15 protein-coding genes and 1 pseudogene are annotated in these 16155 nt (G+C 31.7%); all 16 read left to right on the top strand.

What is annotated here, in order from left to right:
• The first annotated feature begins 331 nt into the window (after window positions 1–331).
• Window positions 332–1774 (top strand): lipopolysaccharide biosynthesis protein, encoded by a 1443-nt coding sequence (locus DXB63_RS07980; protein WP_233522821.1) that lies wholly within the window; start codon window positions 332–334, stop codon window positions 1772–1774.
• A pseudogene (locus DXB63_RS07975) lies at window positions 1771–1923 on the top strand (glycosyltransferase); the annotation flags it as partial. The gene DXB63_RS07980 and the pseudogene DXB63_RS07975, both read left to right, overlap by 4 nt.
• A gap of 308 nt (window positions 1924–2231) precedes the next feature.
• Window positions 2232–2642 (top strand): acyltransferase, encoded by a 411-nt coding sequence (locus DXB63_RS07965; RefSeq protein ID WP_122125870.1) that lies wholly within the window; start codon window positions 2232–2234, stop codon window positions 2640–2642.
• Window positions 2643–2646: 4 nt separating this feature from the next.
• On the top strand, window positions 2647–3498 hold the full coding sequence (locus DXB63_RS07960; protein ID WP_122125869.1) for a glycosyltransferase family 2 protein: 852 nt from the start codon (window positions 2647–2649) through the stop codon (window positions 3496–3498).
• The gene (locus tag DXB63_RS07955; protein ID WP_122125868.1) at window positions 3495–4706 is read left to right on the top strand and encodes a Coenzyme F420 hydrogenase/dehydrogenase, beta subunit C-terminal domain; all 1212 of its coding nucleotides are present in this window, start codon (window positions 3495–3497) and stop codon (window positions 4704–4706) included. Before DXB63_RS07960 ends, DXB63_RS07955 begins: the two co-directional genes overlap by 4 nt.
• A complete protein-coding gene (locus DXB63_RS07950; protein ID WP_122125867.1) occupies window positions 4703–5896 on the top strand; it encodes a polysaccharide pyruvyl transferase family protein in 1194 nt (397 codons plus the stop codon). The genes DXB63_RS07955 and DXB63_RS07950 overlap by 4 nt, the downstream gene beginning before the upstream one ends.
• Complete coding sequence (locus tag DXB63_RS07945) at window positions 5893–7746, top strand: hypothetical protein (RefSeq protein ID WP_122125866.1); 1854 nt, start codon at window positions 5893–5895, stop codon at window positions 7744–7746. The genes DXB63_RS07950 and DXB63_RS07945 overlap by 4 nt, the downstream gene beginning before the upstream one ends.
• 4 nt (window positions 7747–7750) lie before the next feature.
• Window positions 7751–8665, top strand: a complete 915-nt coding sequence (locus DXB63_RS07940; protein ID WP_122125865.1) for a glycosyltransferase family 8 protein — start codon at window positions 7751–7753, stop codon at window positions 8663–8665.
• Between the two features lie 303 nt (window positions 8666–8968).
• Window positions 8969–9415: a DapH/DapD/GlmU-related protein gene (locus DXB63_RS18370; protein WP_304650815.1), complete on the top strand. Its 447-nt coding sequence runs from the start codon at window positions 8969–8971 to the stop codon at window positions 9413–9415.
• Window positions 9416–9452: 37 nt separating this feature from the next.
• The gene (locus DXB63_RS07930) at window positions 9453–10682 is read left to right on the top strand and encodes a hypothetical protein (protein ID WP_122348196.1); all 1230 of its coding nucleotides are present in this window, start codon (window positions 9453–9455) and stop codon (window positions 10680–10682) included.
• 3 nt (window positions 10683–10685) lie between these two features.
• Window positions 10686–11597 (top strand): glycosyltransferase family 2 protein, encoded by a 912-nt coding sequence (locus tag DXB63_RS07925; RefSeq protein WP_122125862.1) that lies wholly within the window; start codon window positions 10686–10688, stop codon window positions 11595–11597.
• On the top strand, window positions 11590–12549 hold the full coding sequence (locus tag DXB63_RS07920) for a capsular polysaccharide synthesis protein (RefSeq protein WP_122125861.1): 960 nt from the start codon (window positions 11590–11592) through the stop codon (window positions 12547–12549). Before DXB63_RS07925 ends, DXB63_RS07920 begins: the two co-directional genes overlap by 8 nt.
• Window positions 12546–13691: a hypothetical protein gene (locus DXB63_RS07915; protein WP_122125860.1), complete on the top strand. Its 1146-nt coding sequence runs from the start codon at window positions 12546–12548 to the stop codon at window positions 13689–13691. The genes DXB63_RS07920 and DXB63_RS07915 overlap by 4 nt, the downstream gene beginning before the upstream one ends.
• A 51-nt stretch (window positions 13692–13742) precedes the next feature.
• Window positions 13743–14546 carry a glycosyltransferase gene (locus DXB63_RS07910; RefSeq protein ID WP_122125859.1) on the top strand — a complete coding sequence of 268 codons (804 nt, stop codon included), beginning with the start codon at window positions 13743–13745 and terminating at the stop codon, window positions 14544–14546.
• 38 nt (window positions 14547–14584) lie between these two features.
• Window positions 14585–15097, top strand: coding sequence for a hypothetical protein (locus tag DXB63_RS18400; protein WP_369869587.1), 513 nt, complete (start codon window positions 14585–14587; stop codon window positions 15095–15097).
• A gap of 43 nt (window positions 15098–15140) precedes the next feature.
• Window positions 15141–15680, top strand: coding sequence for a glycosyltransferase family 4 protein (locus DXB63_RS18395; RefSeq protein WP_369869586.1), 540 nt, complete (start codon window positions 15141–15143; stop codon window positions 15678–15680).
• Window positions 15681–16155 lie beyond the last annotated feature (475 nt).

Genomic DNA, 16155 nt, shown 5'->3' with positions numbered 1-16155 from the left:
ATAGTGGAACCCTCTTTTGACGGCTTTCATTATCGGATATGTCATTTTTGGACGCTAACATAAAAAAAGTAGATATTGAGATAGGATATACATTTAGAGAATTATATCTATTAGTCTTACTTTTTATTTATCCATCTTTGACTTAGTAGATTGTTAAGGAGATGATTTTTTCTTAATAGAAACATAAGTAGAATAAATAGATATGATTATAATACTTTTAGTTAGATAAAAAATGCCATCACGGGTTCAAAAAAGTATATTAAACGCTCGAATAAATTTCATCTTTTATTTTGTAATGCTAGTTCTCTCGTTTTATTCCAGAAAAATTTTTTTGGATAGTTTGGGAGCTGATTTTATAGGATTAACAGGGACATTACAAAATATATTGAATCTTTTGAATATAGCAGAATTAGGGGTTGGAGCTGCTATCGGTTTTAATTTATATAAACCAATTCAACGAGGAGATCAAGGTACGATAAATGAAATGATTTCTTTATTTGGGTGGTTGTATCGTTATATTGGGTGTGTCATTTTATTGATAGCTTTTGTTGTTAGTCTTTTTTTTCCATTGATATTTTCAGATACATCATTCAACCTCTTTATTATATACTTTGCGTTCTACTCATTTCTAATATCTTCATTGATAGGATACTTTGTAAATTACAGGAGTATTTTATTAACAGCAGATCAAAAGAATTACATAGTATCTGCATATTTGCAATCTGCCAATGTTGTAAAAACTATTCTACAAATTGTTTTATGTATCTATTTCAAAAATTATTATGTATGGATTTTGGTTGAACTGTGTTTCGGGGTTATAGGAAGTATTATTTTGAATATAAAGATAGACAAGGAATATCCATGGTTAAAAACAAACATAAAAGAAGCAAGAATTTATAATCGTAAGTATCCACAAATAATGAAAAGTACTCGGCAGGTCTTTGTACATAAGATGAAAGACTTTTTATTAATGCAGAGTGATCAAATACTAATCTTTGCTTTTGTTTCTTTGAAGATGGTTGCTTTTTATGGAAATTATACATTGTTGATAACTAAAGCTTCTTATCTTTTTAATTCAACTTTAGATAGTGTAGGTGCAGGAGTTGGTAATTTAGTGGCAGAAGGTAATAAAGATAAAATATTAGATGTGTTTTGGGAGTTGATGTGTATACGTTATTTTATTGCTGGGTTGGTTGTTACATCTGTATATTTGTTTATAGAACCATTTATTGTTTTGTGGCTTGGAGAACAGTATATACTCAGTAAAAGTATATTAATTCTTCTTATGGTTAACACTTTTATTTTTTTATCTCGAGGAGTAGTAGATAATTTTAATTATGCTTATGGGCATTATGCAGATATTTGGGCTGCATGGACAGAAGGATTACTTAATTTAGGCTTAACTTTATTACTTGCACCAAAATTGGGGGTATCAGGTATTCTTATAGGAAAAATCGTTCCTCTTTTGCTGATAGTCGTTTGTTGGAAACCCTATTATTTGTTTAATTCGGGCTTTGATATAGAAATTAAAAAATATTGGAAGTCAACTTTAAAATACTATTTATTGTTGATGTTGTCTTTTTCTTTTGTTGTTTTTATACGTCCTTTTATCCTAATACTGCCACAATCATGGATGGATTTTATTAAGTATGTTTTTATCTTGTTTGTGATTTATTTCATATTAACAGTAGTTCTGTTTTGGTTTTTTGCTCCGGGAATTAAATCTTTTAAAATAAGAGTTTTCAATCTTATTAATAATAAGTTACAGAAATGAAAGTATCAATTATCACAATCAATTATAATAACGTTTCAGGTTTAAGAAGAACTATTGAATCTGTAGTCAATCAAACTTGTATGGATTACGAATATATTATTATTGATGGAGGTTCAACAGATGGTAGTGTGGATTATTTAAAAACATTCATATTAAAGCATTTTTCTTATAGTGAATTTTGTAAAATTTTCAGATGGAATTTATCTGCTTATAAAGCGAAATAATATTTAAAAATGATACAACGAATAAAAAAGATATTCTATAGGCAACTTTACCTATACAAAGCAAAAATGCAAGGAATAAAGATGACTGCACCAGATTGTAAATTACAACAAGTAAACTGTCATGTGTCAAATAACAGCGATAATATGTTAATTAATATTGGAACTGGAAGCGTGATTTCAAAATGCAAATTTATCCTATTAGGAAAGAATCTTAATATTGAAATTGGAAAGAATTGCCTTATTCACGACACATTCTTTGGATAGAAGATTCTGATAATTCAATTATTATTAGCGATAATGTTACCATCGAAGGTGCTCATATTGCTGTTACAGGAAAAGGGAAAAAAGTAACTATTGGAAACGATTGTATGATTTCTTATGACGTAACATTTCGTACGGGAGACAGTCATGCTATCATACAAAACGGGAAAAAGATAAATGATGAGAAAGATATAGAATTGTCCGAACATATATGGACTGGTCAAGGAGTAACTATTCTAAAAGGAGTACACATTGCTTCAAATTCAATTGTAGGTAATGGCTCATTGGTTACGCATGATATCGAATCAAACACATTGAATGTCGGTTTTCCATCTCATGTAATCAAAAACAATATTAATTGGAGCAGACAACGATTTTTATAAAGATATGATGTTATCTATTATAACTATAAATTATAATAATAAGGAAGGACTAAGGTGCACTATTGAAAGTGTGGTCAATCAGACCTGTACCGATTACGAATTCATCATTATTGATGGTGGTTCAACAGATGGTAGTGTAGATATAATTAAGCAATATGAAAATAAAATCACTTATTGGGTCAGTGAGAAAGATAGAGGTATTTATAATGCAATGAACAAAGGTATTGCTGTGTCTAAAGGTGATTATTGCAATTTTTTGAATTCGGGGGATACATTGGCGAATAACAATGTACTATCAATAGTCATGCCTCAAATTAACGGAAAAGATATATATATAGGCAATGCTTGCTGCATGTCCTTTTCTAATGGCCAAGAAGTCTTTAAATGTATATGGAAATCTCCTTCTGAAATTTCAATGAAAAATTTATTTATTGCAACTCCTAATCATCAAGCTACTATTATAAAAACAAAATTAATGAAAGATATAGGCTATAATGAATCCTATAAAATATTATCTGATTTTGAGTTTTTTATGGAAGCATTAATCCGACGGAACTGTAAATATGAGAAACTTGATATTACTATTGTCAAATACTTACTTGGTGGTACTAGTACACAGGACAGAAAACACTTTAACTATGAACGAAATGAGATATTACATCGATATTTATCTCCACGCGTCATTAATGATTATGATTCTATATATACTCACCCTTCCAAGATGATAAAGCTGACTAGATACAATATGCAGTTCCCTATAGCTTGCACATTAAGTAAAATAGCTTTAGCTGTCATTAGTATTCCATTTCGCTGTATTCGGTATACTCAATCAATGATAAATAAATTGAAGAAATGAAAATTTTGGATAATTCATCTGATTGCTGTGGATGCAGCGCATGTGCACAAAAGTGCCCTCAACATTGCATTTCAATGGAACGTAATACGGAAGGATTTTTATACCCGGTCATCGACAATGAACAGTGCATCAACTGTAAAATATGCCAAAAAGTTTGTCCGATTTTGATTCAACGTAAAAATATCAGTCCTATATGTGTATTTGCATATCAACATGAAAATGAAGACATATTAATGACTAGTTCTTCGGGAGGAGCATTTTATTATTTTGCAAACGAGATATTGAACAAAGGAGGATTTGTAACCGGGGCGAGTTTTGACAATGATTGGAATCTTCACCATAAAATTGTTGACAATTTGAAAGACTTAGAAAGGCTACGTCGTTCAAAATATCTACAAAGTGACATAAATAACACATTCCAAAAAGTCAAGAAATTATTAGATGAAGACAAAATTGTCTTATTTACAGGTACTCCTTGTCAAATAGGAGGACTTCATAGTTTTTTGAAGATGAAAAAATATCCTAATCTTTATACAATAGATATTATTTGTCACGGTGTTCCATCACAAAAAGTTTTTCAGAGTTATTTAACTGAAATATCAATTATGCAAACAATGAACATTGCCTCTAACCCATTGAAATGCATATTTAGAATTATAAAGAATAGAAAAAAAGAAATTGTTGACATAAACTTTAGAGCAAAAGAAAACAAATGTCTTTGGCGTTTATATTCTTTGAAATTATGTTTCAAAGAATATAAAACCTCGCCATCATGCGTATGCAATGATTGGGCGCACGATATTTTTAACAAAGGTTTTCTAGATAACCTCTATCTCAGACAATCATGCCATAACTGTCATTTTCGTAATCAAAGTAGTGGTTCGGATATTACTATAGGAGATTTTTGGGGAATAGAAAAGATTCTTTCTTCAAAAGATAACAATAAAGGTATCAGCGCAATTATTGTAAATACACAGAAAGGAAAAGAGTTGTCATCAGCAATGCCTCGTATTGTTGAAAGTGACTATAACACTGTACAACAAGGAAACATGTCATTAATCTCCTCTCCCAAAGCACACCCTATGCGTAACTTCTTTTTCCAAAATTATCAAAAGAAAGGAATGATATTCACAACATTGGCATGTATTCAACCTAGTTATACAGCCATGATAATTCGTAAAATCTTTAAATTTACAACTAGAGTATGAGCAAAAAAATTGGAATAGTAACCGTTCATTTTTATCATAATTATGGTTCCATGTTGCAGGCATTTGCAACTCAATATGCCATTGAAAAGCATTGCAATTGTATTGCGGAAATAATTGATTGTTGCCCTCCGGGTATGTTTTATGCTACTCAAAACGCATATGACTATAATCATCCCAGCGATTTCCATTTTACCCAACTTATACATGGAAGTAGGAAAAGTATAAAAGGAAAGCTTATATATATATATAAATATAAGCTTTTCCGCCAATTTTTATGGCATATAAAAAACATTCAAGGAGATAAAGTAGATTACAGGAACTTTACTTCATTTCGAAAGAACTTTCACTTATCAAAATACCACTACAAGACAGAAAATCTATATGATAATCCTCCTATATATGATGCGTATGTAGTTGCTAGTGATCAAGTATGGAATGCCTATATAACCTATAACAACCCTGTCTATTTCCTTACATTTGTAAGAAATAAAGCCATAAAATTGGCTTATGCTCCAAGTATAGGACTTCCAGAAATACCTTCACATGTTAAAGAATATTTCGTAAAGGGTCTAAAAAATTTAGATTTTCTTTCTTCTCGCGAAAAAGAAAGTGCAGAGCTTATAAGCAAATTATCCGGGAAAAAAGCATTACATGTTTTAGATCCTACTCTATTATTAAATAAAAATGAATGGGAAGTTTTTGCTGATAAAGAAAAGATAGGACGTAATTATGTACTTACTTATTTCTTACAGCCCACAGAGTATATGTATAAGCTAAGCCAGAAAGTTGCCAATGATCTAAATCTACCTATTATTCACATTGGAGGAGACGAAAAAAGTATAGAAGGAAACGCGACATACAGTGGTCCTATTTCTGTAGAAAAGTGGTTACGACTCTTCATGGATGCAAGTATAGTAGTGACCAATTCATTTCATGGAATGGCGTTTTCCGCCAATTTTAACCGTCCATTTATTACAACTCTACGTTGGAAAGATTCCAAAACATCTATGAATGCACGTCATCGTAGTTTTATTGACCAATTCAATTTTCATCAGCAGTTCTTTAAAGAAGGAAAATTTCCTGAAATGAAAAACTACACAATCGATTACTCATTGATCAATCAGCAGCTAGAAGAAGAAAGAAGAAAATCCCTTTCTTATTTATCTCACATAAATGATAGTTTATCATGAAAATTGCTTCTTTCGACATATTCGATACTTTATTGCTGCTTTCTTGCGGCAATGAAGAACAAATGTTTCGTATACTTGGCTATAATATATTAGGGAATGATGTCAATTTAATGGATTTATGCGAATTTATACGCATCAGAAAAATGGGCGAACAAACAGCACATATGCAAACCACAACAGAAGAAATAACGACTGAGGATATTTATAAACAATGTGACTTCAGTGCGTTAACAGCAGTCCCGAATAGTGATATTATGGAAACTGAATTTAGTTTGATGGCACAACTTTTGATCCCAATATGGAAGAATATAGCATGTCTGAAAAAATATCGTCAGCAAGGCTATCATATTATTTTTATTTCGGATATGCATTTGCCGGAAAAAGTTCTTAAAGAAGTCTTGATGAAATGGCATATCATGGAAGAAGAATATGATAAAATCTATGTTTCTTCCGAATATCTTAAGACCAAACATCACGGAACTTTATACCAACATATTTTCAGTGATTTGAATAACAATATCAGCACATGGCATCATTACGGTGACAATCATCGCAGTGATTATTTAATGGCCAAAAGAAACGGCATCAAAGCACATTTATTGAGTTCCCCCGTCCAACTTCCTTATACAGGTAAAGCGATTTATAGTGAAACCAATTACATTGAACAGCCAAGAAAATTAATAGCTTCAATTGTACGTTCCATCTATCAATCAGATTATGAAGATATTTACAGAAAATTAGTCCTTGACATTATAGCTCCTTTATTTGTATCTCAAGTATACGATATACTAAATGATGCTCATAATAAAAAGATCAAACAATTACTTTTCTTTGCGCGAGACAGCTATATGTTTTATCTCATAGCAAAAGAATTCTCTGTTTTATTTCCAGATATAAAATTAACCTATTTTTATGTCAGTCGCCGGACACTTTATTTACCTTGCATTGAAGATATATCCTACACTTCATTTTTAAAATTAAAAGGTATTAAAGGTTTATCCGCTCAAGATTATTTGGATCAATTTGGCCTTGACATAAAAGATTTGGAGTTGCCGGTCGATAAGGATAAATTATCTACAGAACAATTGCTTCACACAATATTATCGAATGATTTTAATATAAAAAAGATTGAATCTGTTCGGAACACAATGACATCGCATTTATTGAAGTATTTTAGACAAGAAGTAACAGACATGAATAATGTCGGCATGGTTGATATAACCGGTTCCCGATCTAGTCAGGAAGCTTTAAACCGACTGTTCAAGAGAAAAGGACATAACTCATTGTTTGCTTATTATCTCTTAGTATCCGAAGATAGAAAGTCTATAAAGGATGCTGGACAATTTAAAGCTTCACTTTTATGCGATTTCATGAAGAACGGCATACAAAAGTATATAGGTGATTTAGTCTTATTATTAGAAGATGTATTTTCAGTTACTGATCAAAATCGTACTGTGTCTTACCAAGAAGCCAATCATCAGATAACTCCGATCTTCGATGCCAGCAATAATGAGAAGAAAACCGAAGTTATGAATACCAATACAACCCTATTTACACAAGTTGCTAAGGGTTTCATCTCTTGTCATGCATATAATTGCAACAATGAAATTTTGAGCATCAGTATATGGAATTTAGGCCATTTTGCCATGAATCCTCGCTATGAATATGTGAAAGCAATAGAGCTTTTTACTATTTCTGAAAACGGAAATTCACAACAAGCTGTTATATCACGACTATGGCGAAAAGATTTCAAAAAATCGTGGTTCAGAGGGTCTCTTGTCGGCTCTTTCAGATACAGCAATTTTCTTCTAACAGTTCTTATGTGGATAAAGAATAAAAAATATAAGTAGTTATATGAAAACGGAAACTATGCATATTGCTTGCAATATTGATTCCAAATACACTCGCTTTTGCGGTGTACTGATGGTGTCTTTATTTGAAAATAATAGAGATGAACATCTTAAAATGCACATCCTTTGCTATCACCTGACGGATGAAAATAAGGAAGACTTGCAGGAAATAGCAACACGTTATAATAATGACATCCAATTTTATGATATAGACGAGACTATTTTTAAGGGTTTCCCTATTTCGGATCAATGGCCGATTGTTATCTACTTTCGTTTGATGCTACCGGAACTATTAGACAAAAATATTATTAAGGTGTTATATTTAGACTGTGACATACTTTGTCGTGGTAATCTGAATGAATTATTTTCCACAAAGATGGGTGATAATGCCATTTGTGCAACAGAAGATATCCTGAGTCGTTTTCCGGCATTATATAACCGATTAGGTTATCATCCCAGCTATAATTATTTCAATTCAGGAGTGCTGCTAATTAATGTAGCAAAATGGAAAGAATTAGAACTTACCAAAAAGTGTATTAACTATATCGGTTCTAATAAAGTAAGACATCCTGATCAAGATGCTTTAAATGCAATATTATTTGATAAAAAAATGATACTTGATAGCCGATGGAATTATATATCCAATTATCATACTCGCTATATAAGCAAAGAAGAATATGAAGAAGACTTATTTAAAACAAAAACTTACTTCCCTATATTCATTCATTTTACAGGAACAAAACCGTGGTCAAACCTATGTGATTCTCCATTCAAAAGAGAATGGTTCTCATATCAAAATAAAACAAAATGGAAAGATATGATTCCGTCTCATAGTATTAAGCAGATAATAGTTTACAGGACAGCTTTACTTTTGGATGCAATAGGAATCCGTAGGTATAATAAGCAAAAATTATTCTAAACACTTATATCTATGATAGAACTATTTATCATTTTATTAATAATAATCTATATAAAATGGGTTATATTCACCCTCTTCTACTTTCCATTAAAATGGTGGGTAATTAAAAGAACAACGTGTAAAGACAATTTGTCTATTGATATATCTCAGTCCATTGAGACTTCAAATCAGTCATTATTATTACAACACTTAAGACGATTTCTAGGTAATCTATTTTTGTCATATTATCGATATTCTATTTTTCAAGTAGGGAAAATACCATCACATTACATAAGAAATTTTCTATATACAAATTTATATAAGGTGAAAATAGGAAAGGGAGCAGTAGTATACTTCGGGGCCGAATTAAGAGGTTCATGGAATTTAATAATAGATAAAGGAACAATAATCGGTGATAATGCTATATTAGATGCGAGGAGAGGAGGTATTGTAATTGGTAAAAATGTGAATATTGGTTCTGAAGTGCATTTATGGACAGACCAACATGACTATAATGATCCATATTTTAGAGCAACCAAATCCAAAGTCGGTCCTATAATCATTGGTGATCGTGCATGGATAGGACCACGCGTTACAATCCTTCATAATGTACATATAGGAGAAGGGGCTGTCATTGCTGCCGGAGCAGTTGTCACAAAAGATGTAGAACCATTTACTGTAGTAGGTGGAATACCCGCTAAAAAAATAGCAGAACGTAATCATAATCTAATGTATGAATTTGATGGTAAAACTAGAACAATGTTTTATTAATAGAGAAAAGATTATATTTATCTTCAGTTGATCAATCATGTCTAAAAAAGCATACATTCTAATCCTTTTTATTCTCGCGTTTGGTTTACTTTCCAATATCTTTACTGCATCATTTCTTACAAGGAATGTCAGTTTTGTATTGACAATGTTATGGGGAATTGTAGGGTGGTTTTATTTTCCTGCATCTCCAACCAACAGTTTGAATAATCGCAAACATCAAAGTGTAGCTTGGGTCATAGTCTGCATTATGTTGCTTTCAATGCTTGTTCCATACTATCATTATGGTCAATCGCTAGTAGACACTTTTTTCTCTCAGCGTTTCAACTATGCCATTTTGTTTCTTCCGGTATTTCTTAGAATAATACCTTCGGATAAAGATTTTCTTTACTCTATAAAAATATGCGCATACGTGAGTTTAGCCGGTTACATTGTCAGTCTGGTTTTTCCTCAGTTTTTCTTAACACCTGAAGCGATAAAAGAAATGCTGGAAAGCCGTAAAGCAAACGCATCGACAGATATTGGTTTTGCTGCTCCGGGATTTAATTCTGCTATCATCTATCTTTACTATAAAACAGGGAAACTGTTTCATCGTCCGACTATGAAAGACATAATAGAAGCCTCTGCCTTTATGCTTTACATCATACTTGTACAAAATCGTAGTACAATTATCGGCACACTACCTTTCTATTGTATAGGCATGGTAATGATGAAAACCCAAAAGAAAATGTTATTCATTACATTGGCTGTTATAGCATTAGTCGGTATTTTACCTTTCCTGAATACCATTTACAGTTCATTAGTTAATGAAACACAACTTCAATTGGAAGACGAAAATTACAACAGATGGCAAGCCTTATCTCTCTACCTGGTTGAAATGAAAAACGACTTCATATCCGTACTTTTAGGTAATGGAGTCTGGTCAAAAAGCGGGTATTACTTAGAAATGATGCTTCAGGCGCAGTTCTCACGGGGAACTTATATCAGCGATATCGGTTGGTTGGGAACATATTTTTATTATGGTATTGTTCCTGTGAGTTTTCTGCTTTATTATTCTGTCAAAGCTATATGGAATAACAAAGTGCCTGCCTATCTGAAATATTATGCTTGCTGGATTATCTTAATTCCTACTATTCATGGCTTTCTACAGTTGACTACCGGTGGTGGCGTCCTTTTTGCCATGTACTTTTATTTAATAATGTATTATACGGCACTTAGAGAAAAAGTGAATGTGTACGACTATCAGCGACTAACCGATAGTAAAAATTAGCTTATGGATATATCAGTCATTATTGTTAATTACAATACGGCACAAATAACCAAACAATGTTTGGATAGTATCTTCGAACAAACACATGATGTCGAGTTTGAAGTCATCATCGTAGATAACGCTTCCACTGATGAAAGTGAAAAAATATTGTCTGCATATCCCAATATCAAGTATGTGAAGAATACGGTGAATCTAGGCTTTGGAAAAGCCAATAATTTAGGATACAACTATTCTTCAGGAAAATATATTCTATTATTAAATTCAGATACAATTCTTAAAAATAATGCTGTAAAATTATTCGTTGATAATTTCGATAAACAGCCGGATGATGTGGCATGTATAGGTAGTTGGCTATTGTCACCGGATGGTAATTTAAATAATTCCTACGGTGATATACCCACTTTAAATCAAGCTATAAAATCAACGGTTCATCTTTATCTCCGATGTTTGGGTCTAAAGTCTAAAAAGTCATCTAAAGAGTTTGATACAACCAGAAGTATAGAAGTCGGTTATGTGATGGGAGCCGATATATGTATACGCCGTTCAATCATTGAACGATTAGGAATGTTCGATCCGGATTTCTTCATGTACTATGAGGAATCAGAAATGCAATACCGTTATCATAAAGTAGGCTATAAGGCAAAAATTGTTCCAGGGCCTCAGATTGTACACCTAGAATGTATTTCGACCAAAGAAACAGGGAAAAAATATTCTTATAAGAATAGACGTATGTTCTTTACAAGTTACTTTCTTTTTATGAGAAAGAGATATTCTTATATCAAGTATTTTATCTTTAGATTGATATTTATATTCAACGCACCTATATTTTTAAGTTCCTATTATTCCAATCTGGAAAAACTGAAAATGTTGATATTTATATGTTCTCCATTAAAATCGGATTCTATCAATGAATAAAGTTGAAAAACTCATTCTTCGTTTCGTCAATGGTTGGAAAGATAACAGAGAATTTGGCTTTACCATTGCAATAAGCAGTTTCATCTGGCCATTCTTGGGGTACTTCCCCAAAGACATATCAAGATGGTTAATGCAAAGGAAACATGCTAAGGTACTTCGTTATCTTACGAGCAATTACAGAGAAATGATTTATAATTTTCACTTTGAGCAAGAATCTCCATCAGACTTTAACGGGGCAATATGGTTTTGCTGGTTACAGGGAGAAGACAATATGCCGTTAACGGTTCGGACTTGCCTAAAAGCTTTAAAATGTCATGCGAATGGGCATCCTGTTATTATTATCTCTTTAAATAATTATCAAGAGTACATCACTCTTCCTGATTATGTGATTGATAAATATCATAAGGGAGAAATTGGAAATGCTCATTTTGCAGATATTCTTCGCACATGCTTACTCTATGAACATGGTGGCGTATGGATGGATTCCACACTATTGGCCATAAGTAATCTTCCAGAAGAATTATTTAAATCTTCCTTTTATTCGTGTCGATTTGAAGCCGATACCTTATTTATTACACAATGCCGATGGAGTAATTTTTTTCTTGGTAGTCAAAAAGGAGGTATTGTATTTGCATTCACCAGAACCCTTCTCTTTGAATATATAAAAAATGAAAATCGTTTTATCGACTATTTTCTGATGGACTACATTATATATCTAGGGTATATTACATATTCTGAAGTTAGAAATAGGATTGACCAATTATGTATTAACAATATAAATATTCATGGTTTAGCACCAATTATAAACGATTCATTTAACCATTTAATATGGAATGAATTAATTCAAAACACTTATTTATTCAAGTTATCTTGGAAAGTAAAATATAACGATACAAATAGTACTACACTTTCCTATTGGGGATATATAAAACAAGAATTAGAAAGAGTATGAAAAGAGCGATTTATATTGATACTTATTCAACTGAGAATGCTCATGAAATGTTTAATGCTTCATCACTAAAAATGTTTTCATTGATATACGATGCAATTGAATATAGAGCAGCAAAATCTTCGCAACAAAATATTCTGAATTTACTAAAGGGCTTGCCTGATAACATTCATTATAAAAAAATAATTCTTCCAACTTGGAATAGAAAAAGTATCGGAAGACTGTTTATGCAAATAATAGCAACAATTACAAACGTATACTACATTCTGACTTCTCATAAAGACATTGATATTATTATTAACTATAATACAGCTATGTCATTATATCCTATAAATTGGTCTGTTAAATTATCAGGGAAAAAAACTCTTTTAGTTTGTCATGGTGAAATGCAAGACCTAGAATTAAAAAGGCGAACAAAATGGATATTTAGAAAGAGTATGACTTTATTCACCCGTACTAACATAAACATTGCCAAAAACCTATATTTTGCAGTATTGGGAGAAAGTATAAAAAAAAATGTTGAAAAAGTAGTCAGTCAACAAGTAAAAGAAAAATTGATAAGTTTTGATCATACTGCTATTTTTAATTCATTTCCATTGGTAGATCAAAAAGAAAGTAATAAATTGATTATCGGTATGGTAGGAATTTTAAGAGAGTCAAAAGGCTCAATAGATTTCTTTAAGTTGGCTCATCATTTTAAAGGTAATCAACATGTAGAATTTAGGGTTATAGGATATTTACCGAATTCTCATGAATGTATTAATGAAGCAGGAATAGTAATTCCTGAAGGGATGAATAATAATTATGTATCACGAGAAGAAATGTATAATCAAATCAGACAATTGGATTATACAGTTTATTTGTTACCAAAAGATGGATATAAGTATACAGCGAGTGGTTCTATTTTTGATACTATCGATTGTGAACGTCCTATTATTTCTTTACACAATGATTATATAGATTATTTGTTTAGTCTTTGTGGGAACTTTGGTTTTCTCATTAAGGATACTAATGAGATGATTAAGACTATTGAAAAACTTATTGAAAATAGAAAATCAGAAGTTTTCAATTTTAAATATGTTAAAAGAATTCTTTCTCCAGAGAATGCTGCAAAAGAATTATTAAAAACAAAATTTTATAGATAATCATAATATAAAATTATTTTCATAATCTGTTGATTTTATAAATACTAGACTATGATTAGTGTAATAACAATCTGCAAAAATGCAGAAAACATAATAGGTGAGACTGTCAGCTCCATATTTCAACAAAAAGATGAAACATTTGAATTTTTACTTATTGATGGTGATTCAACAGATTCGACAATCAATACGGTTAAATCTCTAATTGAAAAATATAAATTTCCTGCCAATCGAGTTATTATCATTTCAGAGAAAGATAAAGGAGTATATGATGCCATGAACAAAGGAATAAACAACGCTCACGGTGACTTTATTCTATTCATGAATGGGGGAGATAAATTTTATAACGAGAATGTTATCAGCAATTTTGAAAAAATAATAGAGAAAACTAGTGCTGATGCTTATTATGGGAATACTTTAATGGAATTTTATGAAGGGAAAGGAATTCTTCATGATAATGAAGAAATAAATAGAAATCCAATAATGCCTTTTATACATCAATCTGTGATTGTAAAGAAAAGCCTTTTAGAATATCATCCTTTCAATCTTAAATATAAAATACTAGCTGACTACGACTTCTTTTACTGGATGCGCATGACAGGATGTAAATTTCATTATGAACCCTTTATTGTATCTATATATGACGCTAAAGAAGGATTGAGTGAAAATAATCCGTTAATAATAGCTTTCGAACGAGATGAGATATTAGGTATTGATAAACGAAAACATTATTGGATAAGAAAGATTGTTTTGCACTGTACTGTCGGACTGATACAGCCAATAAAAAATATAGCTCCTCGTTTTTTATTGAATTTCTATTTCAGAAAAAAGAAATCATACATTAAATGGCTTGATTGATTGCTCATTTAATAATAGTAAATACTATTCTATTATATATGAACTCTTCCATTCTTTTCATTCTCCACATGCCTCCCCCTGTTCACGGTGCAGCGATGATGGGGAAATACATTCACGATAGCAATGTGATAAACGAAGCATTTGACTGCCACTATATCAACCTTACGACAGCCAGAGACCTGACGGATATAGGTAAGATAGGACTGCGGAAAATAAGACAATTCGTAAATCTGTTGAATACAATCCGTAAGGAAGTGAAAAGACTGAAACCGCAATTGGTATATGTTACTCCTAATGCACGAGGTGGAGCTTTTTACAAGGACTTTATCATTGTGCAGATGCTAAAATTAATGAAATTCAAAGTAGTTGTTCACTACCACAATAAAGGGGTGACCGCTCGACAAGATAAAGTAATTGATAACTTGCTATATAGATTATTCTTTCGGAATCTAAAAGTTATTTTACTTGCTGAGTCTCTTTATAACGACATCAAGAAATACGTTTCACGAGATAATATCATGATCTGCCCGAACGGTATTCCCGAACAATAAACAAAACATGAATCATTCTTTTAATATCCTTTTTCTATCGAATATGATGGAAGAAAAGGGTGTATGGACTTTAGTGGATGCTTGTCAGCTACTTAAACAGCATTCTTATCATTTTGAATGTCATTTTGTAGGTAAATGGAGCGATATAACGGAAGACATATTTCATACTTACCTTGTTCAGAAAGGTTTGGAGGATATGGTGTTTGCTCATGGTGCTAAGTATGGGAGTGAAAAAGATTCTTTCTTTGAGAGAGCCGATGTTTTTGTATTTCCTACTTATTATCATAACGAATGCTTTCCGTTGGTGATTCTTGAAGCTATGCAACAAGGTCTTGCTTGTATAAGTACACGTGAAGGTGGAATACCTGATATTATTATTGATGATGTGACCGGATTTCTGATTGATAAAAAGGATGAAAAAGCTCTGACCGATAAATTGATCTATCTGATAGAGCATCCCGACCTCTGTACAGCAATGGGGAAAGCCGGAAAAGAGCGTTTTTTAAAAGAGTTTACATTAGAATCGTTTGAGGAAAGGCTGGTGACAATCTTGAATGATTGTATTTCTAAAAAAGATAAATAGTAGGATAAAATCACCCTCTCCAACTCCTCCACTTCCCATTCCTTCCATAAATCAACCCTCATTTTCTCCTATCCATATCTATTATAAACACAAAAAAATCACCTCGATGTTTTTAAAAAACATAAGGATGATTGCGAACAAACATCAGGTTGTTTTTAAAAAACATCGGGATGTTTGAAATGAAAAGCGTGACAGTGTGACGACGTGACACGTACTTTCGGACTATTATATATACTATTGTATTTATATAATGTATAAGTTAATATATGTATTTCTTATATTATAGTACATATAATACTAATAAAACCACTGTCACAGCGTCACGCTGTCACACAAAATATTAAAGTGCGGCATTTGTGACACTTGTGACACCTGTTTCTTAACCCTATATAGTATATATATAATAGGTATATATACATGTATCACTATATTATTACTATGTATATATAGGGTTTAAAAGTAGGTGTCACAAGTG

Source organism: Bacteroides sp. OM05-12, assembly GCF_003438995.1.
GTDB lineage: Bacteria > Bacteroidota > Bacteroidia > Bacteroidales > Bacteroidaceae > Bacteroides.
This window is presented reverse-complemented; position numbering and strand designations above follow the sequence as displayed.